Source organism: Conexibacter sp. JCM 18997 (assembly GCF_055391915.1).
Map to the genome: position 1 here is coordinate 4,326,192 of NZ_AP043885.1, position 19,946 is coordinate 4,346,137.

General features: G+C 72.8%; 20 protein-coding genes. 11 read left to right on the forward strand and 9 right to left on the reverse strand.

Annotated elements, in window-relative coordinates:
* The first annotated feature begins 131 nt into the window (after nt 1-131).
* From hydA to ACZ5UI_RS21815, 8 genes are all read left to right on the forward strand, one after another.
* Nucleotides 132-1,529: a dihydropyrimidinase gene (gene hydA, locus ACZ5UI_RS21780; protein WP_464190969.1), complete on the forward strand. Its 1,398-nt coding sequence runs from the start codon at nt 132-134 to the stop codon at nt 1,527-1,529.
* Nucleotides 1,526-2,791, forward strand: coding sequence for a hydantoinase/carbamoylase family amidase (locus ACZ5UI_RS21785; RefSeq protein WP_464190971.1), 1,266 nt, complete (start codon nt 1,526-1,528; stop codon nt 2,789-2,791). The genes hydA and ACZ5UI_RS21785 overlap by 4 nt, the downstream gene beginning before the upstream one ends.
* Nucleotides 2,791-3,822, forward strand: coding sequence for a TIGR03842 family LLM class F420-dependent oxidoreductase (locus tag ACZ5UI_RS21790; RefSeq protein ID WP_464190973.1), 1,032 nt, complete (start codon nt 2,791-2,793; stop codon nt 3,820-3,822). The genes ACZ5UI_RS21785 and ACZ5UI_RS21790 overlap by 1 nt, the downstream gene beginning before the upstream one ends.
* A gap of 110 nt (nt 3,823-3,932) precedes the next feature.
* Nucleotides 3,933-4,778 carry an ABC transporter permease gene (locus ACZ5UI_RS21795; RefSeq protein ID WP_464197856.1) on the forward strand — a complete coding sequence of 282 codons (846 nt, stop codon included), beginning with the start codon at nt 3,933-3,935 and terminating at the stop codon, nt 4,776-4,778.
* The gene (locus ACZ5UI_RS21800) at nt 4,775-5,593 is read left to right on the forward strand and encodes an ABC transporter ATP-binding protein (RefSeq protein ID WP_464190975.1); all 819 of its coding nucleotides are present in this window, start codon (nt 4,775-4,777) and stop codon (nt 5,591-5,593) included. The genes ACZ5UI_RS21795 and ACZ5UI_RS21800 overlap by 4 nt, the downstream gene beginning before the upstream one ends.
* Nucleotides 5,590-6,363, forward strand: coding sequence for an ABC transporter permease (locus ACZ5UI_RS21805; RefSeq protein ID WP_464190978.1), 774 nt, complete (start codon nt 5,590-5,592; stop codon nt 6,361-6,363). Before ACZ5UI_RS21800 ends, ACZ5UI_RS21805 begins: the two co-directional genes overlap by 4 nt.
* A gap of 46 nt (nt 6,364-6,409) precedes the next feature.
* A complete protein-coding gene (locus tag ACZ5UI_RS21810; protein ID WP_464190980.1) occupies nt 6,410-7,588 on the forward strand; it encodes an ABC transporter substrate-binding protein in 1,179 nt (392 codons plus the stop codon).
* 51 nt (nt 7,589-7,639) lie between these two features.
* Nucleotides 7,640-8,959: a lactonase family protein gene (locus tag ACZ5UI_RS21815; protein WP_464190982.1), complete on the forward strand. Its 1,320-nt coding sequence runs from the start codon at nt 7,640-7,642 to the stop codon at nt 8,957-8,959.
* On the opposite strand, the gene ACZ5UI_RS21820 is transcribed toward ACZ5UI_RS21815, so the two are convergent.
* From ACZ5UI_RS21820 to lipB, 6 genes are all read right to left on the reverse strand, one after another.
* Nucleotides 8,956-9,924, reverse strand: coding sequence for a D-alanyl-D-alanine carboxypeptidase family protein (locus ACZ5UI_RS21820; RefSeq protein WP_464190984.1), 969 nt, complete (start codon nt 9,922-9,924; stop codon nt 8,956-8,958). The genes ACZ5UI_RS21815 and ACZ5UI_RS21820 overlap by 4 nt on opposite strands.
* Complete coding sequence (locus tag ACZ5UI_RS21825; protein WP_464190986.1) at nt 9,921-10,097, reverse strand: hypothetical protein; 177 nt, start codon at nt 10,095-10,097, stop codon at nt 9,921-9,923. Before ACZ5UI_RS21825 ends, ACZ5UI_RS21820 begins: the two co-directional genes overlap by 4 nt.
* Entirely contained in the window at nt 10,094-10,636 is a 543-nt protein-coding gene (locus ACZ5UI_RS21830; protein WP_464190988.1) for a rhomboid family intramembrane serine protease, read from the reverse strand. Before ACZ5UI_RS21830 ends, ACZ5UI_RS21825 begins: the two co-directional genes overlap by 4 nt.
* A gap of 21 nt (nt 10,637-10,657) precedes the next feature.
* The gene (lipA, locus tag ACZ5UI_RS21835) at nt 10,658-11,590 is read right to left on the reverse strand and encodes a lipoyl synthase (RefSeq protein WP_464190990.1); all 933 of its coding nucleotides are present in this window, start codon (nt 11,588-11,590) and stop codon (nt 10,658-10,660) included.
* Nucleotides 11,591-11,675: 85 nt separating this feature from the next.
* Complete coding sequence (locus ACZ5UI_RS21840) at nt 11,676-12,857, reverse strand: DUF4394 domain-containing protein (RefSeq protein WP_464190992.1); 1,182 nt, start codon at nt 12,855-12,857, stop codon at nt 11,676-11,678.
* A gap of 67 nt (nt 12,858-12,924) precedes the next feature.
* Nucleotides 12,925-13,620 carry a lipoyl(octanoyl) transferase LipB gene (gene lipB / locus ACZ5UI_RS21845; RefSeq protein WP_464190994.1) on the reverse strand — a complete coding sequence of 232 codons (696 nt, stop codon included), beginning with the start codon at nt 13,618-13,620 and terminating at the stop codon, nt 12,925-12,927.
* Between the two features lie 14 nt (nt 13,621-13,634).
* Here lipB and ACZ5UI_RS21850 point away from each other — a divergent pair, with 14 nt between their 5' ends.
* Entirely contained in the window at nt 13,635-14,264 is a 630-nt protein-coding gene (locus ACZ5UI_RS21850) for an MOSC domain-containing protein (RefSeq protein WP_464190996.1), read from the forward strand.
* Nucleotides 14,265-14,285: 21 nt separating this feature from the next.
* Here the strand turns inward: ACZ5UI_RS21850 and ACZ5UI_RS21855 are convergent, their stop codons facing one another.
* On the reverse strand, nt 14,286-14,543 hold the full coding sequence (locus tag ACZ5UI_RS21855; protein WP_464190998.1) for a hypothetical protein: 258 nt from the start codon (nt 14,541-14,543) through the stop codon (nt 14,286-14,288).
* A 77-nt stretch (nt 14,544-14,620) separates the two neighbouring features.
* Between ACZ5UI_RS21855 and ACZ5UI_RS21860 the strand changes: the two genes are divergently transcribed.
* Together ACZ5UI_RS21860 and ACZ5UI_RS21865 are read left to right on the forward strand one after the other, a co-directional pair.
* The gene (locus ACZ5UI_RS21860; protein WP_464191000.1) at nt 14,621-15,223 is read left to right on the forward strand and encodes a hypothetical protein; all 603 of its coding nucleotides are present in this window, start codon (nt 14,621-14,623) and stop codon (nt 15,221-15,223) included.
* Nucleotides 15,224-15,258: 35 nt separating this feature from the next.
* Nucleotides 15,259-16,113, forward strand: a complete 855-nt coding sequence (locus ACZ5UI_RS21865) for a hypothetical protein (protein WP_464191002.1) — start codon at nt 15,259-15,261, stop codon at nt 16,111-16,113.
* Here ACZ5UI_RS21865 and ACZ5UI_RS21870 read toward each other — a convergent pair.
* Both ACZ5UI_RS21870 and ACZ5UI_RS21875 read right to left on the reverse strand, forming a co-directional pair.
* Nucleotides 16,098-16,856 (reverse strand): class I SAM-dependent methyltransferase, encoded by a 759-nt coding sequence (locus ACZ5UI_RS21870; protein WP_464191004.1) that lies wholly within the window; start codon nt 16,854-16,856, stop codon nt 16,098-16,100. The genes ACZ5UI_RS21865 and ACZ5UI_RS21870 overlap by 16 nt on opposite strands.
* A gap of 266 nt (nt 16,857-17,122) precedes the next feature.
* A complete protein-coding gene (locus ACZ5UI_RS21875) occupies nt 17,123-19,930 on the reverse strand; it encodes a sensor domain-containing protein (protein WP_464191006.1) in 2,808 nt (935 codons plus the stop codon).
* Between the last annotated feature and the right edge of the window lie 16 nt (nt 19,931-19,946).

The window sequence follows — 19,946 nt, forward strand, 5'->3', positions numbered from 1 at the left end:
GACCTGACAAAGGTGCGATAGCCAGACCATCACCAGACGGGCGAGGATGCCCCACTTGCGCTGCACCGCTGCAAGAGACCGCCGTCGTGCTCGATGATGCTGCTTTGCGACCACGACGAGGGGAGGACCCCATGAGCGATTCCGTGACCCTGCTGCAGGGAGGACGAGTCGTCTCCGCCGATGGCGAGGTCGATGCAGACGTCCTGATCGTCGGCGAGCAGATCGCGGCGGTGGGCAGCGTGACCGCGCCCGACGGCGCCGAGATCGTCGACGTCAGCGGCTGCCTGCTGCTGCCGGGCCTGATCGACAACCACACGCACCTGTCGATGCCGTTCATGGGGATGATGTCCTCCGACGACTACGACACCGGCACGCAGGCCGCCGCCGCCGGCGGCGTCACGTGTCTCGTCGACTTCGCCATCCAGCGCGAGCCCGACAACCTGACGTCGGCCCTGGAGGAGTGGCAGGGCCGCGCGGCCGGCGCCGCGCACGTCGACTACGGCTTCCACATGGCGATCACCAACGCCAACGAGCCGACGATCGCCGACATGGCCACGATGGTCGACGCGGGCGTGACCAGCTTCAAGCTGTTCATGGCCTACAAGGGCGAGCTGATGACGCGCGACGACGCGTTGGCGGCCACGATGGAGCGGGCCCGCGACCTCGGCGGCCTGATCATGATCCACGCCGAGAACGGCGACCTCGTCGACCTGTTCGTGCGCCGCACGCTGGCCGCGGGCCACACGGACGCGATCTACCACGCGCTGACCCGCCCCGAGTTCGTCGAGGCCGAGGCCACCGGCCGCGCGGCGCGGATCGCCGAGCACACCGGCGCGACGCTGTTCGTCGTCCACGTGACCTGCGCGAGGGCGGCGGCGGAGATCGAGGCCGCCCAGCAGCGCGGCGCCAAGGTCACCGGCGAGACCTGCACGCAGTACCTGGTCAACACGATCGACGACCTGCGCAAGGGCGACGGCGTCGGCCAGCGCTACATCTGCTCGCCGCCGCTGCGCGACGCGGTCAACCAGGAGCCGCTGTGGCAGTACCTGCGCCGCGGCGTGCTGGAGTCGATCTCCACCGACCACTGCCCGTTCAACAGCGAGCAGAAGGCCCGCGGCCACCACGACTTCAGCCTGGTGCCCAACGGCCTGCCGGTCATCCAGCACCGGCTGGCCAAGTTGTGGGACGAGGGCGTCGCCGCGGGACGCATCACGCCGGCCCAGCTGGTCGAGCTGACCTCGACGGCGATCGCCGCGCGGTTCGGCCTGGACAGCAAGGGGGCGATCGCGCCGGGCAAGGACGCCGACATCGCGGTGTTCGACCCCAACGCGCCGCGCGCCTACGGCGTGGACAACTCGTTCATGAACGTCGACTACGACCTGTACGAGGGCGAGACGGCCAGCGGCTCGGTGCGCCACACCTACTGCCGCGGGACGCTGGTCTACGACCAGGGCGAGATCAAGACCGCGCCGGGCCACGGGAAGTTCGTGGAGCGCAGCGCGATCAAGACGCCGGTCGCAGCGTCATGAGCGAGCTGATCGTCGATGTCGACCACGTCCTGGCCGACCTGCGCGAGCTGGCCGAGCTGACCGGCGGCCCGGACGGCGCGCGCCGCCTGGCCTGGAGCGCGGACTGGCTCAAGGCGCGCGAGTTCCTGCTGGGCAAGCTCGGCGAGCTGCCGGTCACGATCGACCGCGACGAGGCCGGCAACATCTGGGCCGAGCTCCGCGGCGCCAACGACGACGCCGGCTTCGTGATCGTCGGCTCGCACGTCGACGCCGTGCCCGAGGGCGGCTGGCTGGACGGGGCGCTGGGCGTGTTCGCTGCGCTCGGGGTGCTGCGGGCGCTGGCCGCCAGCGAAGCGGGCCCGCCCGTGACCGTGCGGCTGGTCGACTGGGCCGACGAGGAGGGCGCGCGCTTCGGCCGCTCGCTGCTGGGCTCCAGCGCGGTGGCCCAGACGCTCGACCCCGACGCGGTCCGCGACCTGGTCGACGCGGGGGACCAGCGCCTCCAGGACGCGCTGGCCGACTGCGACGTCGACCTCGACCACGCGGCCGCCGCCGGCAACCGCCTGGGCGGCGCCCGGGCCTACCTGGAGCTGCACATCGAGCAGGGCCCGGTCCTGCTGGACACCGGTCGGCTGGCCAGCGCGGTCAGCGGGACGTTCGGCGACGAGCGCTACCTGATCACGTTCACCGGCCAGGCCGCGCACGCGGGCTCCACGCCGATGCACCTGCGCCGCGACACGCTCGCGGCGGCGGCCACGGCGGCGCTGGAGATCCGCGAGGTGGGCATCCGGCACGGCGGCGTCACCACGGTCGGCTCGATGCGCTCCGAGCCGGGCGTGATCACGGCGATCGCGGGCGTCACCGAGATGATGCTCGACCTGCGCCACCTCGAGGCCGACGCGCTGGCCGCGATGCTGGCCGAGTGCCTGGAGGCCTGCACGAAGGCGGCGGCCACGTTCGACTGCGAGGTCGATCCCGTGCGCATCTTCGGGGCCACGCCGACGCCGTTTCATCCCCAGCTGGTGCAGTTCGCGATCGACTCGGTCGACGAGTCCGGTGGGGGCGAAGGACCGCCGATCCCCTCCGGTCCGCTGCACGACGCCACCGAGGTGGGGCGCCTGGTGCCGACGGTGATGATCTTCGCCCAGTCCGACCCGCCGCTGTCGCACACGAAGATCGAGGACTCGCCCGAGGACGCCCTGCGGGTGGCGATCGAGGCCTATGGTCGGACGGTGGGCAAGACGCTGGACCTGGTCGCCGCCGGCGGATTGGAGCAGCGCTGATGGACTTCGGTGTCGTCCTGCAGAACGACCCGCCCGCGGCGCGGGTCATCGACCTGTGCAAGCGGGCCGAGACGTACGGCTTCAGCCACGCGTGGACGTTCGACTCCCACCTGCTCTGGCAGGAGCCCTACGTCATCTACAGCCGCATCCTCGACGAGACGCACAAGCTGATCGTCGGGCCGATGGTCACCAACCCGGCCACGCGCGACTGGACCGTCACCGCATCGCTGTTCGCGACGCTCAACGAGATGTACGGCAACCGCACGATCTGCGGGATCGGGCGGGGCGACAGCGCCGTGCGCGTGATCAACGGCGCGCCGGTGAAGATCTCCGAGATGCGCGAGTCGATCGGCGTCATCCGCGGCCTGGCCGGCGGGGAGACCGTCGACTACAAGGGCACGCGGCTGCGCCTGCCCTGGAACCCGCACTCGCGCCTGCCCGTGTGGGTGGCCGCCTACGGCCCGAAGATGCTCGCGCTGACCGGCGAGATCGGCGACGGGTTCATCCTCCAGCTGGCCGATCCGACCATCACCGAGTGGTCGATCAGGGCGGTCAAGGACGCGGCCAGGGCGGCCGGACGCGATCCGGCCGACGTGACGATCTGCGTCGCCGCGCCGGCCTACGTGACCGACGGCACCGACGAGCACCTCGAGCACGCGCGCAACCAGTGCCGCTGGTTCGGCGGGATGGTCGGCAACCACGTGGCCGACATCGTCGGGCGCTACGGGACCGACAGCGGTGCGGTGCCCGCGGCGCTGACCGACTACATCGCCGGGCGCGAGAGCTACGACTACAACCAGCACGGCAAGGCCGGCAACACGCACACCGAGTTCGTGCCCGACGAGATCATCGACCGCTTCTGCCTGATCGGCCCGCCCGAGCACCAGATCGCGCGCCTGAACGAGCTCAAGGCGCTCGGCGTCGACCAGTTCGCGCTGTACCTGCAGCACGACGCCAAGGACGCGACGCTGGCCTCCTACGGCGAGCTGGTCATGCCCCAGGTCAACGTGCCGGAGGCCGCGCGCCTGTGACGCTAGGGGTGCCGACCCAGGCCAGCAGCGGCCGTGGCGACGGGAAACGCTCTGCCGCAGGGAGGCGGGCCCCCGTGGGATCTCTGTGGCGGAAGATCAGGCCCGCGGTGATGGTGCTGCTGGCGCTGGTGATCCTGGCCGGGCTGTGGGAGCTCTACAAGTGGCTGATGCCCGACGACGGCGTCTCGATCGGGGGCACGCTCGTGCTGCCGCGCAGCGACGACGCGTCGATGCCGCACCTGTGGACGGTCTACGAGGAGTTCGGCCAGTACGAGGTGGGCACCAGCGGCTCGAAGGTGGGCGGCTCGGTGCTCAGCGCCGTGTGGTACTCGCTGCGGCTGGCCGCGGCGGGCTTCGCCGTCGGCGTCTTCGTCGGCCTGGCGCTGGCCCTGGCCATGCAGCGCATCACGATCGTGCGGCGGGCCATCCTGCCCTACATCGTGCTCAGCCAGACGGTGCCGCTCGTCGCGCTGGCGCCGCTGGTCTTCGCCTGGGGCGGCAACCTGCACCTGTTCGGCCTGGAGTGGCGGCCGTGGATGTCGGTCTCGGTCATCTCCGCCTACCTGGCCTTCTTCCCGGTGGCCATCGGCGCGTTGCGCGGGCTGGCCTCGCCCACCCCGGTGCAGACCGAGCTGCTCAGCAGCCTGGCCGCCTCCTGGTGGCAGACGCTCGTGCGGCTGCGGCTGCCCGCGTCGGTCCCGTACCTGATCCCGGCCCTGAAGCTGGCCGCGGCCGCGGCGGTGATCGGCGCGATCGTCGCCGAGATCTCCACCGGCCTGCGCGGCGGCATCGGCCGCCTGATCATCTCCTACGCACAGTTGGCCACCGGCGATCCGGCGCGCGTGTACGCGCCGATCCTCGGCGCCGCGCTGATGGGCCTGATCGCCGTCGGCCTGATCTCCCTGCTGGAGATCGGGTTGCGCCGCTACACGCCGGAAGGGACAGCAACCGCATGAGCGACCTGACCGCCGATCCGACCGACCTGACCGCCGTCGACGTGGCGCCCGCCGCCGTCGAGATCAGCGGCCTGGGCAAGACGTTCCTGACCGAGAAGACCGAGGTCGAGGCGCTGACCGGCGTCGACCTGACCGTGGCCGCGGGCGAGTTCGTCTCGCTCATCGGCCCGTCGGGCTGCGGCAAGTCGACGCTGCTGCGGATCATCGCCGACCTGATGACGCCGACGGTCGGCACCGTCCTGGTCAACGGCAAGTCGCCGACGCAGGCGCGCCGCGACCAGGACTACGGCTTCGCCTTCCAGGCCGCCGGCCTGCTGGAGTGGCGCACGGTCGAGGGCAACATCGAGCTGCCGATGGCGCTGGGCGGCATGGACAAGACGGCCCGGCGCGCCCGCGCGACCGAGCTGCTGGAGCTCGTCGGCCTGTCGGACTTCGCCCAGCACCGGCCCAGCCAGCTGTCGGGCGGCATGCAGCAGCGCGTGGCCATCGCCCGTGCGCTGGCCCGCCGGCCCGCGCTGCTGCTGATGGACGAGCCGTTCGGCGCGCTGGACGAGATGACGCGCGAGCACATGCAGACCGAGCTGCTGCGCATCGCCCAGGAGACCGGCGCGGCGGTGGTGTTCGTCACCCACTCGATCCCCGAGGCGGTGTTCCTGTCCAACCGCGTCGTCGTCATGTCGCCCCGGCCCGGTCGCATCACCGAGGTCGTCTCGGTGCCTCTGGGCGCGCGCGACGAGGACGTGCGCGAGGCCGAGCGCTTCTTCGCCGCGATCAAGGACGTGCGCGAGGCGCTGCGCGGGCGGACCGGCGCGTGAGCCGCGCCCGGGCGATCTGGTCGGGCCTGTGGCCGCCGGTCCTGTTCGGCGTCGTGTTCCTGGCGCTGTGGGAGTGGTTCGTCAAGGCGCGCGACGTCAAGCCCTACCTGCTGCCCGCGCCCAGCGCGATCTGGGATCAGCTGCGCGACAACACCGACATCATCGCCAAGGCGGCGTGGGCCACCGGCCAGAACGCGCTCATCGGCCTGGCGCTGGGCCTGCTGTTCGGCGTGGTGATGGCCATCATCGCCTCGCGCCTGCGCTTCTTCGACCAGATGCTCACGCCGCTGGCGGCGGCCGTCGCGGCGATCCCGATCGTCGCGCTGACGCCGATCTTCAACACGATGTTCGCGTCGACCTCGTCGATCCCGCGCCGGCTGATCGTGCTGATCGCCGTGTTCTTCCCGGTGTTCGTGAACACGCTCAAGGGGCTGCGCCAGATCGACCCGATCCACGACGAGCTGATGCGCAGCTACGCCGCCAGCCCGTGGGCGGTCCTGCGCGTCGTGCGGATCCCCGGCGCGCTCCCGTTCTTCTTCACCGGCTTTCGGATCGCCGCGTCCACCGCGGTGATCGCGGCGATCGTGGCCGAGTACTTCGGCGGGCTGCAGAAGGGGCTGGGTCCGGCGATCACGTCGGCCGCGGCCGCCTCGGCCTACCCGCGCGCCTGGGCGATCGTCGTCGCGGCGATCGTGCTGGGTCTCATCTTCTATCTCGTCGCGCTGCTGGCGGAACGCATCGCCATGCCCTGGAGGCGCAGCGCGGCATGAGCAGAAGGACGCCTGTCCCACACACCCACCACCCATCGGAGAGGACATGACCACGTTCCTGCGCCGCGCGTTCTGCGCGGTGGCCATGACGGCATCCGTCGTCACGCTGGCCGCTTGCGGCAGCGATGACAGCGGCAGTTCCACGACGAGTGCATCGACGAGCGCTGGGGGCGCCACGTCGACCGCGCCCGCCGAGCTCACCAAGGTGAAGCTGCAGCTGCAGTGGTTCACCCAGGCCCAGTTCGCCGGCTACATCGCCGCGCGCGACAAGGGCTTCTACAAGGACGAGGGCCTCGACGTCGAGATCCTCGAGGGCGGCACCGACATCGTGCCCCAGACCGTGCTCGCACAGGGTCAGGCCGACTACGCGATCGCCTGGGTGCCCAAGGCGCTGCAGTCGCGCGAGCAGGGCGCCGAGATCACCGACGTCGGCCAGGTGTTCCAGCGCTCCGGCACGCTGCAGGTGTCCTTCAAGGACAAGAACATCACCACGGCGGCGGACCTGAAGGGCAAGAAGGTGGGCAACTGGGGCTTCGGCAACGAGTTCGAGCTGTTCGCGGGCATGACCAAGGCGGGCCTGCAGCCCGGCAAGGACAACGAGCTCGTCCAGCAGCAGTTCGACATGCAGGCGCTGCTGAAGGGCGATATCGACGCCGCGCAGGCCATGATCTACAACGAGTACGCCCAGGTGCTGGAGGCCGAGAACCCGGACACGGGCGAGCTCTACACCGAGGCCGACTTCAACAAGATCAACTGGAACGACGAGGGCACGGCGATGCTCCAGGACGCGATCTGGGCGTCCACGCCGAAGCTCGACGATCCGGCCTACCAGGACCAGACGGTCAAGTTCCTGACCGCCAGCTACAAGGGCTGGATGTACTGCCGCGACAACCCGGAGGAGTGCCGCGACATGGTCGTCAAGGCCGGCTCCAAGCTCGGCGCCAGCCATCAGCTGTGGCAGATGAACGAGGTCAACAAGCTGATCTGGCCCTCGGAGGACGGCATCGGCATGGTCAACGCCGACGCGTGGGCGCAGACGGTCAAGGTGGCCAGCGACACGAAGAACGCCGACGGCGAGACGGTGCTGACCAAGGAGCCCGAAGGCCTGGCCTACACCAACGACTACACGACCAAGGCGCTGGCCAAGCTCGGCGAGGAGAACGCCGAGACGACCGGAGCCGACTTCGAGCCGATCACGGTCAAGCTCGAGCCGGGCGGCGCCTGATCACCGCAGCGTGAAGTTGACACGGCGGGGCACGGCGACGACAGTCGCGCTGTGCTCCGCCGTGGCGCGCTCGCGCTCCTCATCGCTGGGATCGCCGCACTGGCGCCCTCCGCAGCCGGGGCGGCGGTGCCCGGGTCGCTGGCGCCGCTGGGTCCGCCCGGCGGCTGCGTCGGCTTCTGGACGCTCACGTTCGTCGGCTGCGCCACGAGCTCCGACCTGGGCGGCAGCAGCGTCGCGCTCGCGCCGGACACGCGCCAGCTGTACGTGACCGACTTCGGCGGGTCGCTGGCCGTGGTCCAGCGCGATCCGCTCAGCGGCGCCGTCGCGCTGGACACCGCCCAGGCGCCCTGCCTGGAGGCCGCCGGGGTGACGCACAGCGCCGCCTGTCAGCCGGCCCGCGGCCTGAGCGGCGCCACCGACGTGGCGGTCAGCCCCGACGGGGCCTTCGTCTACGCGAGCGGTTGGCAGTACCCCGCGATGTCCCCGCAGCTGATCGCCGGCTCGGTGACGACGTTCGCCCGCGACCCGGTCACCGGCGCGCTGACGCAGCTGCCCGGCGCGGTCGGGTGCCTGCAGCAGGTGGCCATCGCCAGCGCGCTGGCGCCCGGCGACGAGACCTGCGGCGCGGCGACGGGCATCCCGCAACCGGTCGCGCTGGTCATCAGCGCCGACGGCGCGTTCGTCTACGTGGCCAGCCGCGGCGGTGCCGTCCAGGCCTTCGGACGCGACGCGACGACCGGCGTCCTGACGCCCCTGGGCGGGGCGACGCCGACGGGGCTGACCGGCGCCGTGTCGGGGCTGGCCCTCTCGCCCGACGGCGCGCAGCTGTACGTCACCGGCGGGCGCGTCGCGGTGATCCAGCGCGACGCGGTCACCGGTGCGCTCGGTCGGTCGACCACCGGCCGGGCGCCGGGGCCGCTGTCGGGACCGGTCGCCTTCAGCGCCGACGGGACCACGGCCTTCGCGGCCGGATCCGCGGCCGCCGTCACCGCGTTTCGGCGGGCGCGGGGCACCGGGGCCCTGACCGCGGTCGCCGGGCGGCGGGGCTGCGTGGCCCAGGGAAGGACCCTGCGGCGCCGGTGCACCCGCACGCAGCTGCCGGTCGACGGCGTGGTCGCGTCGGGCCGGTTCGTCTACGGGTTCAACGTCAGCTACGGCGTGTCTGCGTTCGCGCAGGCGGCCGGTGGCGTGCGCGCCCTGCCCGGCCGCGCCGGCTGCCTGGTCACGCCCGACAGCCGCAACCGCACCGCGCGCGGCTGCACGAAGACCGCGGCCGGCATGTACGGACCGCAGGGGATGGTGGCCACGCCCGACGGCCGCTTCGTCTACGTCACCACGTCGCTGGTGACGGCGCTCGTCGTCGCGCGCTAACGGGGCGTCGCGCGGAAGCCCGCGTTGAGCAGCTGCGTGGCCTGCTTGCCGATGTCGGGCGAGTCCAGCAGCACCACGCCCAGGCGCCGCCCGTGGCGCGTGGCGGTGGCCACGATGCACTCGCCCGCGGCGTCGGTGTAGCCCGTCTTGATGCCGGTGACGCCGGGATAGCCGGCCACGATCAGCGGGTTGTGGGAGGACAGCCACAGCTTGCCGCCCTTGATCGGGAAGGGCAGCACGACGCGCCGCTTGCCGACGATGCGGGCCAGGCGCGGCTCGTCGAGCACGGCGCGGGCCAGCGCGGCCAGGTCGGCGGCGCAGGAGTGGTTGCCCGCGTCCTGATAGCCGTCGGGACGGGCGAAGCGCGAGCAGGGCAGGCCCATCTGGGTGGCCTGGTCGTTCATCATCTTCACGAAGTGGCCCTGGGTGCCGCCGACGCGCTGGGACAGCGCGATCGCCGCGTCGTTGCCCGAGACGATCAGCATCCCGTTGAGCATCGTCTCCAGCGGCACGAGCTTGCCGCCGCGGGGCAGCAGGCCGATGCCCGACCCCTGGTAGGCCAGCGCCTCCTTCGTCACGCGCACGCGGTCGTCGGGCTCGCTGTGCTGGGCCACGACGACCGCGGTCATCATCTTCGTGAGGCTGGCGATCGGCAGCACGCGCTCGGGATCGCGGCGCCACAGCACCTGGCCGGTGTCGACGTCGAACAGCAGCCCGCTGCGCGGCGGGTGGGAGAAGTCGATGCGCACGGGGTCCAGCGTCGTCGTGAGGTCCACGTCCAGCGGCTGGCGGACGATCACCTCGGGCGCCACCGGGCCGTTGATCGCCTGCTGCAGGTCCGAGCCCGTCGAGCCGGCCACGCGCTCGGCCGAGTCGTCGTCCAGCGCCGGGCGCACGACGAGCAGGGCCACCGCGACGACGGCGGCCAGGACCGCGACGGCGAACAGGACCCGGACGGCTCTCATGGCGGCGGAGGCGGCTCCCGCAGTGCGCCGAGGATGCCGAAGCCGAAGAGGGCCAGGACGAGGAGCGAGACGACGGTCAGGGGATCGGGGCCGTTGCGCACGACCACGGCGATCGTCAGCCCGCCCAGGACCACGATCATCGTGAGCACCCCGACGAGAATGGCCGTCCTCACGACGCGGGCGCCGACTGCCGCGCCGCGCGGGCCAGCAGCGGCGCGAAGAGCACGCCGAAGATGCAGCAGGCGACCTGGGCGAAGACCGGCACGTCATCCCAGTTCAGCGCGACCCCGACCAGCACCTGCAAGGCGATCCAGGCCGCGGCCAGGATCACGATCGGAACCGCGACGATCGTGAAGAAGAACGGGATCGTCACCAGGCTCATCACGCGCGAGCGCGGGTTCAGGCGCAGGTGCGCGCCGATCATCGCGGCCACCAGGCCCGTCGCGCAGGCCAGCGCGATCCGCGGCGTGGAGTCGTCGGCCAGCTGCGCGGCGAAGGCCAGGACCCCGCCCGACACCACGAACGACAGGAACTGCCCGCGCCCGAACGCGGCCTCGACCGCCGGCGCGAAGAACCACAGGAACAGGACGACGAGGACGATCTGCAGGATCGGGCCGCCGGTGAGCGCGAGCGCGAGCACCGACGCGGCGATCAGCGCCAGCGTGACCAGCGGCAGGCGGTCGGTCGGGGTGTCGTCCTGGACCGGGAACAACGCCCGGTCAAATCTAGTGCCTCAGCCCAGGGCTGCGGCCAGCGGACCGACGCCCGGCTGGTCCTGCGGGATGTGCTGATCGGCGTGGTAGCTGGAGCGCACCAGCGGGCCGGCGGCGATGTGATCGAAGCCGAGCGCGTAGGCCGCGGCCTCCAGCGCCTGGAACTCGTCGGGGTGCCAGTAGCGCACGACCGGCAGGTGGTTCTCGGTCGGGCGCAGGTACTGGCCGACGGTGAGCACCTGCACGCCGGCCTCGCGCAGGTCGGCGAATGCGGCGACCATCTCCTCGTGCGTCTCGCCCAGGCCGACCATCAGGCCGGACTTCGTCGTGACCGCGGCGCCGCCCATCTCCTTGGCGTTGCGCAGCACGCGCAGCGACCGCTGCCAGGTCGAGCCGCGCCGCGCCACCGGGTACAGGCGCGGGACCACCTCGACGTTGTGGTTGAACACGTCCGGGCGCTGGGCGATGACGGTGGCCAGCGGCATCTCGTGGCCCTGGAAGTCGGGCGTCAGCACCTCGACCTTGCAGTTGGGCGCCTGGCGGCGGCACTCGCGGATCGTCGCGGCCCAGATGCGCGCGCCCTTGTCGGGCAGATCGTCGCGATCGACGCTCGTGATGACCGCGTGCCGCAGGCCCATGCGGGCGATCGAGCGGGCCACGCGGGCGGGCTCCAGCGGGTCGTTCCACGTGGGCTTGCCCGTCTTGACGTGGCAGAAGCCACAGCGGCGGGTGCACGTGTCGCCGAGGATCATGAACGTCGCGGTGCCGCGCTCCCAGCACTCGCCGATGTTCGGGCAGGCCGCTTCCTGGCAGACGGTGTGAAGGTTCTCGGCCTCCATCGTCGCGCGCAGCTCGCGGTACTTCGCGCCGCCCGGGGGCGGCACCTTGAACCACTTCGGCTTGCGCGCGGTCAAGGGCAGGACGTCGGCGCCGAGCACCTTCAGGACGTCCATGCCGCCGGGGTTGGACCGCGAACGGGTCTGGTGCTTTCGGGGCTCCGCCGCCACGTCGACCAGCGTATCGGTCGGCGACCGCCGGCTAGTCCCGGGTGCTGCCGCTGCTGGTCTTGCTCGTCGTGTTGCCGGCGGCGTCGGTGACCGTGACCTTCAGCGAGATGCCCTGGGTCGGGTCCTTCTTCAGCGCCGACTTCGTGGCCGAGCTCAGCCGGGCCGTGAGCTTGACCCAGCCGGCGTTGGCCAGCACCGAGCCGGTGACCGCGGTCTGCTTGGTCTTGCCGACCGTCAGCACGCCCGAGACGAAGCAGGCCTCGTTGCAGGACGTCGTGAAGGGCAGGCCGCTGGAGCGCAGCGTGGTCGCCTTGGGGCTGCTGGAGGTGGCCACGACGACCCGCGGGTCGCTCTCGTCGTTGGGCACTTCGCCGAGCGCGGTCATCGAGATGATCGGGGTGTTGCCCGAGGCGCTGGACGAGGTGCGGTAGGCGATCGTCGCGCGCTCCTCGTCGGTGGAGACCGCGGTGGCCTTCCCGGTCGAGAGGTCGACGTTGTACAGCAGCGGGTTGCCGTCGGTCGTCGTGCGCAGCGCGGCCAGCGCGGTGCCGCCCGCGGTCAGCGTGAGGCCGGCCGGCCCCTCGGTGGCCACGCCGAGCTCGCCGACCGTGCGGATCGTGGCCTGCTGGGTGGGCGCGGTGATCAGCGCGTCACGGGCGCTGTCGATGCCGAACAGGCCGGCCAGCCCCGCGCCGGCGGCCGGCGGCTGCGAGTAGGCCAGCGCGGTGACCACCGGGGTGGTGCCGGTGCCCGCGTCGGTCGCGTCGTAGGTGTAGGCCTGGTCGACCCCGGCGGTCTGGCCGGTGAGGATCGACACGCGGAGGTTCTGGCTGGAGGTCGAGTACGACCGCGCCTGGTTGGTCGACGAGTCCAGCGCGAAGGCGAAGGCGTCGCCGTTCAGCGGCGGGCTGAAGGGGGTCGAGCTGACCACGGTGGCGGCGCCCGTGACCGGGTTGACCACGTACATGCGGTTGGTCGAGCCCATCGCGTAGATGCGCCCGAGCGCGGGCTGCCAGCCGATGCCCAGCAGCGTCTCGCCGGTCTGCAGGCCGGTCACCGTGACGGCGCCCTGCAGGTTCGCGGGCGAGTCGGAGCGGAACAGGAGCAGCTGGTTGTCGGCGGTCAGACCGACGAGCTGCTCGGCGGCCGAGGCGGAGGCGGGCACGCACAGGCTCGCGAACACGGCGGCGAGCGCGAGGCGGCGAGGGGTCACGAGCGAGCGCATGGGCGCGGGATTCTTCCGCACCCGACGGCGATGTGTTGCAGGATGGCGTGCGCGCTCAGGCGGGCGCGAGCGCGGCGGCCGCCAACGCGCGGGCGGGGGAGACGATCCGCTGGCGCCGCCCGCACTCCTGCGCGAAGCGCCAGGCCACGCGCTTGCGCAGGCAGCGCAGGGTGCCCTGGCGACCCGTGATCTCGGCCACCGACGTCGTGCGCACGTCCGGCAGGCCGCAGGGGACGATCCAGCCCCACGGCTCGAGGTCGTTGTCCACGTTGAGCGCGAAGCCGTGCGTCGTCACGCCGCGCGAGACGTGCACGCCGATCGAGGCGATCTTGGCGTCGCCCACCCACACGCCGGTGAACGCGACGCCGTCGTCCATCCGCCCGCGGGCCGGCACGCCCTCGTCGCCCAGGGCGGCGACCAGCGCGCGCTCCATCCGCGCGACGTGGTCGCGGGCCCGGTCCACGCGCATGATCGGGTAGCCGACGAGCTGTCCTGGCGCATGGTGGGTGACCTTGCCGCCGCGGTCGACGTCGACGATGTCGATGCCCCGATCGCGGTACCAGGCCTCCGGGAGCGTCAGCTCGCCGGGCGGCGTGCGCCGGCCGCGGGTGTAGCACAGCGGGTGCTCGACCAGCAGCAGCGTGTCGGGGATCGCGTCGGCCGCGCGCGCGTCGGCGAAGCGGTGTTGCAGCGCCAGCGCCTCGCGGTACTCGACGAGGCCCAGATCGACGACATGCAGGTCGGCGGCCATGCGACCATTGTCCCATGTCCTCCGCGCCTCACCTGCGATCGGTCAACGTCGGGCTGCCCAAGCCGCTGGGACAGTGGCGCGGTCAGACGATCGGCAGCGGCTTCGTCAAGACGCCGGTGCCCGGTCGCGTCGGCGTGCACGGCGTCAACCTGGACGGCGACGGGCAGGCCGACTGGCGCGTGCACGGCGGACCCGACAAGGCGGTCTACGCCTACGCGCGCGAGGACAGCGACTGGTGGGCCGAGGTGCTCGAGCGCGAGATCCCCGACGGGATGTTCGGCGAGAACCTGACGACGGTCGGGGTCAACTGCAGCGGCGCGGTGATCGGCGAGCGCTGGCGGGTGGGCACGGTCGAGCTCGAGGTCTGTCAGCCGCGGCTGCCCTGCTTCAAGCTGGGCATGCGCTTCGACGACCAGAAGATGCTCAAGCGCTTCGCCCAGGCGTCGCGCCCGGGCGTCTACTTCCGCATCGTGCGCGAGGGCGAGCTGGGTGCCGGCGACGCCGTCGAGGTCGTCGACCGGCCCGACCACGGCGTGACGATCGCGCTGGTCTCCGACGCGATCCTGCTCGACCGCGAGCTGCTGCCCGACGCGCTGGCCGCCCCGCAGCTGGCCGACGGCCTGCGCGAGATGCTCGCGGCCTGAGCGGCGCCGTCCGCCTGCGCGTCAGTCCAGCGCGCCGGCGGGCAGCCGGTAGCGCACCGGCGGCGGCGCCTGCGTGCTCTCGCGGTCGCTGAACAGCCCGCGGCCCACGGTCGCCGGCGGTCCCTCGCCCTGACCGCCGTGGTCGATCACCCAGGCCTCGACCTGGTGGAACCGGTCGCCCTCGGCGCGCATCGCGGCGCGCTCGATGACGTGACCGCCTCCCGCCGTCGGTCGCGACAGCCGCGCGACGATCTCCTGGACCTCAATCTCGTCGGTCATCGCTGCTGCCCCCGGTTGGTGAGCCTCCACCCTAGTCCCCTGACACCGGCGGTCGGGTTGCGCGTACTCTCGATGGCATGGAGCGGGCCACGCTCACGCGCGTGCGCTGGCGGCTGCGCGGTGCCTGGCAGTGGCCGTCTTTCGCCGCCCTGGTGGTGGTCGACGCGATCCTCCTGCAGGCGCTGCCGATCGCCGGCGACGGGCCCGACGCCTTCGCCGCGGTCGTGCTGGCGCTGTTCTTCAACCTGGTCGCCGTCGCGGTGGTCGGACCGGCGATCGGCTGGGCCTGGCGCCGCCGCCGGCCCGACCTGCCGGTGGTCATCGCGCGCGATCGCGGCGGGACAGCGGCACTCCTGCTGATGACAATCGCGCTTGTCGGTGTGGGGATCGCGCACCACTCTGCGCTGACCGCTCAGCAGGAGGAGCTGGCGGCGCAGGCGCTGGTGGTCGCCGGATATGTCGGCCACCGCACGGATGCGGAGTACCAGCAGTACCGCGCTCACCTCGACGCGATCGACACGATGCGATTCGGCGACGACCTCTACCGCAGCTGCGTCCCGGGCGACGACCCGGCCAGACCCCTGTGCCTGTTCGTGCACATGGACCGGTCCCCGCCCAGCGTGCAAGAGGACCCCAGCCGCTCGCCGAATGAGACATACGTCCAGACGGAGGGACGATGAGGTTCGATTTTCCGGCGAGCGGACATGCTCGCAGCGTGTTCCAGACACGTCCGATTCTGGCCTCGCTCGGCGCGGGCGGCTCGATCGCCGTCGCGGGCGTGGTCACGTTGCTGTCCGCCGGTGCCGTCGTGGCCGTCGGCGGCTGGCCGGCGTCGTCCACGCCGGACCGCACCCCGCAGGCGCTCGTCGTGCCCGCCGCGGCCAAGAGCCCGCGGGCGGCCGCCACGCCGCCGGCCGCCCGACCGGTGGTGACGCCGGTCAGCGCGCCGACGCCCGCGTCCGCCGCGCCCGCTCGGCGCTCGCCCCAGAGCGCCGCCTCCAAGCGGCGTCCGAACATCACCCGCGCGTCGGCTCCGTCGACCAGCGTTGCCGCTCCCGCTCCCGCGCCCACCCCGACCCCCGCCACGCCGGTGCCCGCGGCCACGCCCGCGTCATCGACCGGTGACGGTGGTGGTGGTGCGGACGCGACGGCCACCACCGGCGACGGGAACGCGTCGGCCGGCCGCAACCCGTCCGGCGGTGCGGTCGGCTCCGGCGGTGGCGGTGGCGGTGGCGTCTCACCCAGCTCGGTGAGGCGGACGGTTCCCGCCCCGCCCGCCCCGCCCGCCGTGCCGACGGTGTCCGAGACGGTCGCCGAGGTGGGCCGGACCGCGGGTGACACGGTCCAGGGCGTCACTTCGTCGGTGGCCAGCACGACCGCGCAGGCCACGGCCCCCGTGCAGCAGACGGTCCAGTCCGTCGGTCAGGCGGTGCCCGCGGTGGCGCCGGTCACCGACACCGTCAACGCGGTGGTGGGCAGCGTGCCCAACGTCCTGACCGGCGTCGGCAACACCGCCAACGGGTTGCTGGGCTCGCTGACCGGCGGCGGGCGCGGTCAGACCGCGCCGTAGACCGCGACGGTCACCGACCCCTCGACCTCCAGCCGGTCCGGGAGCGCCGCGGTGCGCGCCTGCAGATCGCGCGCCCGGGCGTGGAACGCGCTCGGGCCCATCGCAGCCAGCGCGATCGCGTCGTCGCGGGTCAGCGCCATCGTCCAGTCGCAGCGTTCGCGGCTGAGCAGCTCGAACCCGCCGCCCAGCTGCTCGGCCAGCCGCTCGTCCTTGCGCGGATCGACGCGCAGGAGGCCGAGCCCCTCGACCAGCGCGCCGAGGTGGCGGTCGGTGGGCGTGGCCACGACGAGCACGCCGCCGTCGGTCAGCACCCGGGCCAGCTCGGCGCCGTTGCGCGGCGCGAACACGCACAGCACGGTGGCGGCCACGCCGTCGCCCAGGGGGAAGGCGCGCCACACGTCGGCGCCGACCGCCGCCAGGCGCGGATGGGCGCGGGCGGCGCGGCGCAGCGCGTAGCGCGACACGTCGAACACGACGCCGGTGCGGTCGGGCGCGGCCGCCAGCACCCCGGCCAGGTGGTGCCCGGTGCCGCCGCCGACGTCGACGATCGCGCCCGGCCGGGCGCCGGGGGCCGCGGCGCGGGCCAGCGCGTCGGTCAGCGGCGCGAACCGGCCGGCGCCGAGCACCTGGTCGCGGGCGGCGACCATCGCCGCGTCGTCCCCGACCGGCGGCCGCTCGCCGGCCAGCAGGCTCAGGTAGCCCTGGCGGGCGATGTCGAACGCGTGCCCCTCGGCGCAGCGCACGGCGCCGTCGTCGCCGCCGTCCAGCGCGGCGCCACAGCGGGGGCAGCGCAGCAGCGGCAGAGCAGATCTGAGCGCGTCGTTCAGAAGGCCAGGCTAGTGCCCTGAGTCACTCATTCGCCCGCATCTGGCGGCGCCGGAATCGTGTCTGCCGGCACTCGCCATCACCACCCGTACCACCAGTACGACAGGTGATGGCGATCACCGGCAGACCCGCCCCGGCATCCACCAGCTGCACACGAATTACCGACTCAGGACACTAGTCGCCGTCAGGCGGCCAGCAGGTCGCCGAACGTCTCGATCGGCGCCGGGCGGGCGAACAGGAAGCCCTGGCCGAGGTCGCAGCCCAGCGCCGCGAGCACGGCCAGCTGCTCGCCGGTCTCGATGCCCTCGGCGACGGTCGACAGGCCGAGCGCGTGGGCCAGCGAGATGATCGCCGCCGCGATCGACGCGTCCTGCGGCTCGCGCCCCAGCCCGCTGACGAACGACCGGTCGAGCTTGACGATGTCGAACGGGAAGCGGCGCAGGTGGCCCAGCGACGACCAGCCGGTGCCGAAGTCGTCGATGGCCAGCTTCACGCCCAGGCGCTTGAGGCCGTCGAGCGTGGGGCCGGCGCCGGTCTCGATCACCGCCGACTCGGTCAGCTCCAGGCAGAGCATCGCCGGATCCAGGCCGGTCTGCGCGAGCACCGTCTGCACCAGGTCGACGAAGTCGTCGCTGGCCAGCTGGCGGGGCGAGACGTTGACGGCGATCGTCAGGTCGCGCGAGCCCCAGCCGGCGGCCACCGTGCAGGCCCGGCGCAGGACCCACTCGCCGACGATGCCGATCAGCCCGGTCTCCTCGGCCAGCGGCACGAACTCGGCGGGGCCGAGCAGCCCGCGCTGCGGGTGCTCCCAGCGCACGAGCGCCTCGAAGCCGACGATCGCTCCCCCGTCGACGGCGATCTCCGGCTGCAGGTGCAGGCGCAGCTCCTCGCCCGACTCGCCTCCGGCAGCGCCGTCGGCCAGTGACCGGACCGCGCGGCGCAGCGCGTTCTCCAGCTCCAGGCGGCGCAGGGCCTGGGCGCGCATCGCCGTGTCGAACAGCTCGTAGCGGGACTTGCCCAGCTCCTTGGCCCGGTACATGGCCGCGTCGGCGTCGCGGATCAGGTCGTCCGGGCGCTCCTTCGCGCGGCCGGTGGGCGAGCCGTTGGCCAACGCGATGCCCACCGAGCTGGACAGGAACACCTCGCGCCCGTCGACGCTGAAGGGCTCGGCGAACAGGTCGACCAGCCGCTGGGCGATGGCCACGGCCTCGAGCTCGCCGGCGATGTCCTCACACAGCACGGTGAACTCGTCGCCGCCGAAGCGGGCCACGGTGTCGGCCGGGCGCAGCGCGGCGTCGACGCGGGCGGCGACGTCGACGAGCAGCCGATCGCCGGCGGCGTGGCCGAGCGAGTCGTTGACCACCTTGAAGCGGTCGATGTCGAAGAACAGGACGGCCAGCGCGCCCGTGCCGCTGCGCCGGCGGCGACGCAGGGCGTGGCCCAGGCGGTCGAGGAAGAGCGTCCGGTTGGGCAGCCCGGTGAGCGCGTCGTGCATCGCCTGATGGGCCAGCTGCAGCTCGGCCGTCTTGCGCTCGGACACGTCGCGGGCGACGCACACGACCTCGCAGAGCTCGCCGTGCTCGTCACGGATCGGCGCCAGCGTCGACTCGAACCAGGCGATCCGGCCGTCGCGACAGGCCACCCGGCAGACGGTGGTGACGGTGTCGCGGTCGCGCAGCTCCTGGGCGGCCTTGCGCAGGACGGGCAGGTCCTCCTCGAGCACGATCGTCCGCGCGTCGCGCCCGATCAGCTCGTCGGGCGCGTAGCCGATCAGCGACACACAGGCCGGCGAGGCGTAGCGGAACTCGAGCTGGGGCGACAGGCGGGCGAGGAAGTCGCTGGAGCGCTCGGTCAGCAGCCGCAGCTCCTGCTCGCGCGCGGCCAGCTCGCCCAGGTTGCGCACCGCGTCGGTCACGTCCTCCAGGGTGCCAGCGAACGCGGTCGGCTCGCCGTCAGGTCCGCGCATCAGCTCGGCGCGGGCGCGCACCCAGCGCAGCTCGGTCGGGGTGCTGATCGCGAACTCGCGTCCGTCGGCCCCGCTGGCCAGCACGCGGTCGCGCAGCCGGGGCACCTGATGGGGCTGCACCGGATCGGGGAGCACGTCCAGCCAGCCGAAGTCGCTCAGCTCCTGCGCGGTGCGGCCCGTGATGCGGCACAGGCGGTCGTTGGCGTAGCGCAGCGAGCCATCCAGCTCGGCCCACCACACGCCGGCGGGGGCCGCTCCGGCCAGCGAGCGGAAGCGCTCCTCGCTGACGCGCAGCGCGCTCTCGGCCGCGCGGCGCTGCGTGATGTCGATCGCCTGGGAGATGAAGTAGCGCGGCAGGTCGCCCTCGCGGACGACCGAGGCGGACCGCAGGATCCACACCTCGGTGCCGTCGGGCCGCAGGTAGCGCTTCTCGTCCACCGCGGTGGCGCTGGCGCCGCTGAGCAGCGCGTGCATCGCGCGATCGGTGCGGTCGCGATCGTCGGGGTGCGTGATCTCGCGCACCGTCCGGCCCACCAGCTCCTCGGCGCTGCGGCCGACCAGCGCGCACAGCGCGGGGTTCACGCGCAGCCAGCGGCCGTCCAGCGACGTGATCGACATCCCGATCGCCGCATCGTCGAAGGCGGCCCGGAACCGGTCCTCGGCCTCGGCCAGGCGGGCGTCGGTCAGCCGGGCGTCGGTGCGGTCCTCGGCGACGGCGAAGACGCTGCCGCCGCTGGGATGCAGGACCGCCGTGATCTCATACGAGCGCCAGGCCGGATGGCGGCCCATGCGCAGCTCGGTGGTCACGTGGGTGTGCTCCCCGCCGGCCAGCGTCGCGCGCGCGGCGTCCAGGGCGCCGTGGTCGTCGGGATGCACGAAGTCCTTGGCCTTGCGGCCGGTGGGGTCGGTCCCGACCAAGGTGGCCAGCGCCTCGTTGGCGGTGTGGATGACGCCGTCGAACCCGAACCCGGCCGCGAGGTGCTGGGTCAGCTCGAGGAAGCGAGAGGCCGCTGAGCGCTCATCCATTCGGGTGCCCATCGGC

Coding starts and splice junctions, on each gene's coding strand:
- ACZ5UI_RS21785 (WP_464190971.1), top strand. CDS start 1,526: ATGAGCGAGCTGATCGTCGATGTCGACCACGTCCTGGCCGACCTGCGC.
- ACZ5UI_RS21790 (WP_464190973.1), top strand. CDS start 2,791: ATGGACTTCGGTGTCGTCCTGCAGAACGACCCGCCCGCGGCGCGGGTC.
- ACZ5UI_RS21810 (WP_464190980.1), top strand. CDS start 6,410: ATGACCACGTTCCTGCGCCGCGCGTTCTGCGCGGTGGCCATGACGGCA.
- ACZ5UI_RS21850 (WP_464190996.1), top strand. CDS start 13,635: ATGTCCTCCGCGCCTCACCTGCGATCGGTCAACGTCGGGCTGCCCAAG.
- ACZ5UI_RS21795 (WP_464197856.1), top strand. CDS start 3,933: ATGGTGCTGCTGGCGCTGGTGATCCTGGCCGGGCTGTGGGAGCTCTAC.
- hydA (WP_464190969.1), top strand. CDS start 132: ATGAGCGATTCCGTGACCCTGCTGCAGGGAGGACGAGTCGTCTCCGCC.
- ACZ5UI_RS21875 (WP_464191006.1), bottom strand. CDS start 19,930: ATGGATGAGCGCTCAGCGGCCTCTCGCTTCCTCGAGCTGACCCAGCAC.
- ACZ5UI_RS21800 (WP_464190975.1), top strand. CDS start 4,775: ATGAGCGACCTGACCGCCGATCCGACCGACCTGACCGCCGTCGACGTG.
- lipA (WP_464190990.1), bottom strand. CDS start 11,590: ATGGACGTCCTGAAGGTGCTCGGCGCCGACGTCCTGCCCTTGACCGCG.
- lipB (WP_464190994.1), bottom strand. CDS start 13,620: ATGGCCGCCGACCTGCATGTCGTCGATCTGGGCCTCGTCGAGTACCGC.
- ACZ5UI_RS21860 (WP_464191000.1), top strand. CDS start 14,621: ATGGAGCGGGCCACGCTCACGCGCGTGCGCTGGCGGCTGCGCGGTGCC.
- ACZ5UI_RS21855 (WP_464190998.1), bottom strand. CDS start 14,543: ATGACCGACGAGATTGAGGTCCAGGAGATCGTCGCGCGGCTGTCGCGA.
- ACZ5UI_RS21820 (WP_464190984.1), bottom strand. CDS start 9,924: ATGAGAGCCGTCCGGGTCCTGTTCGCCGTCGCGGTCCTGGCCGCCGTC.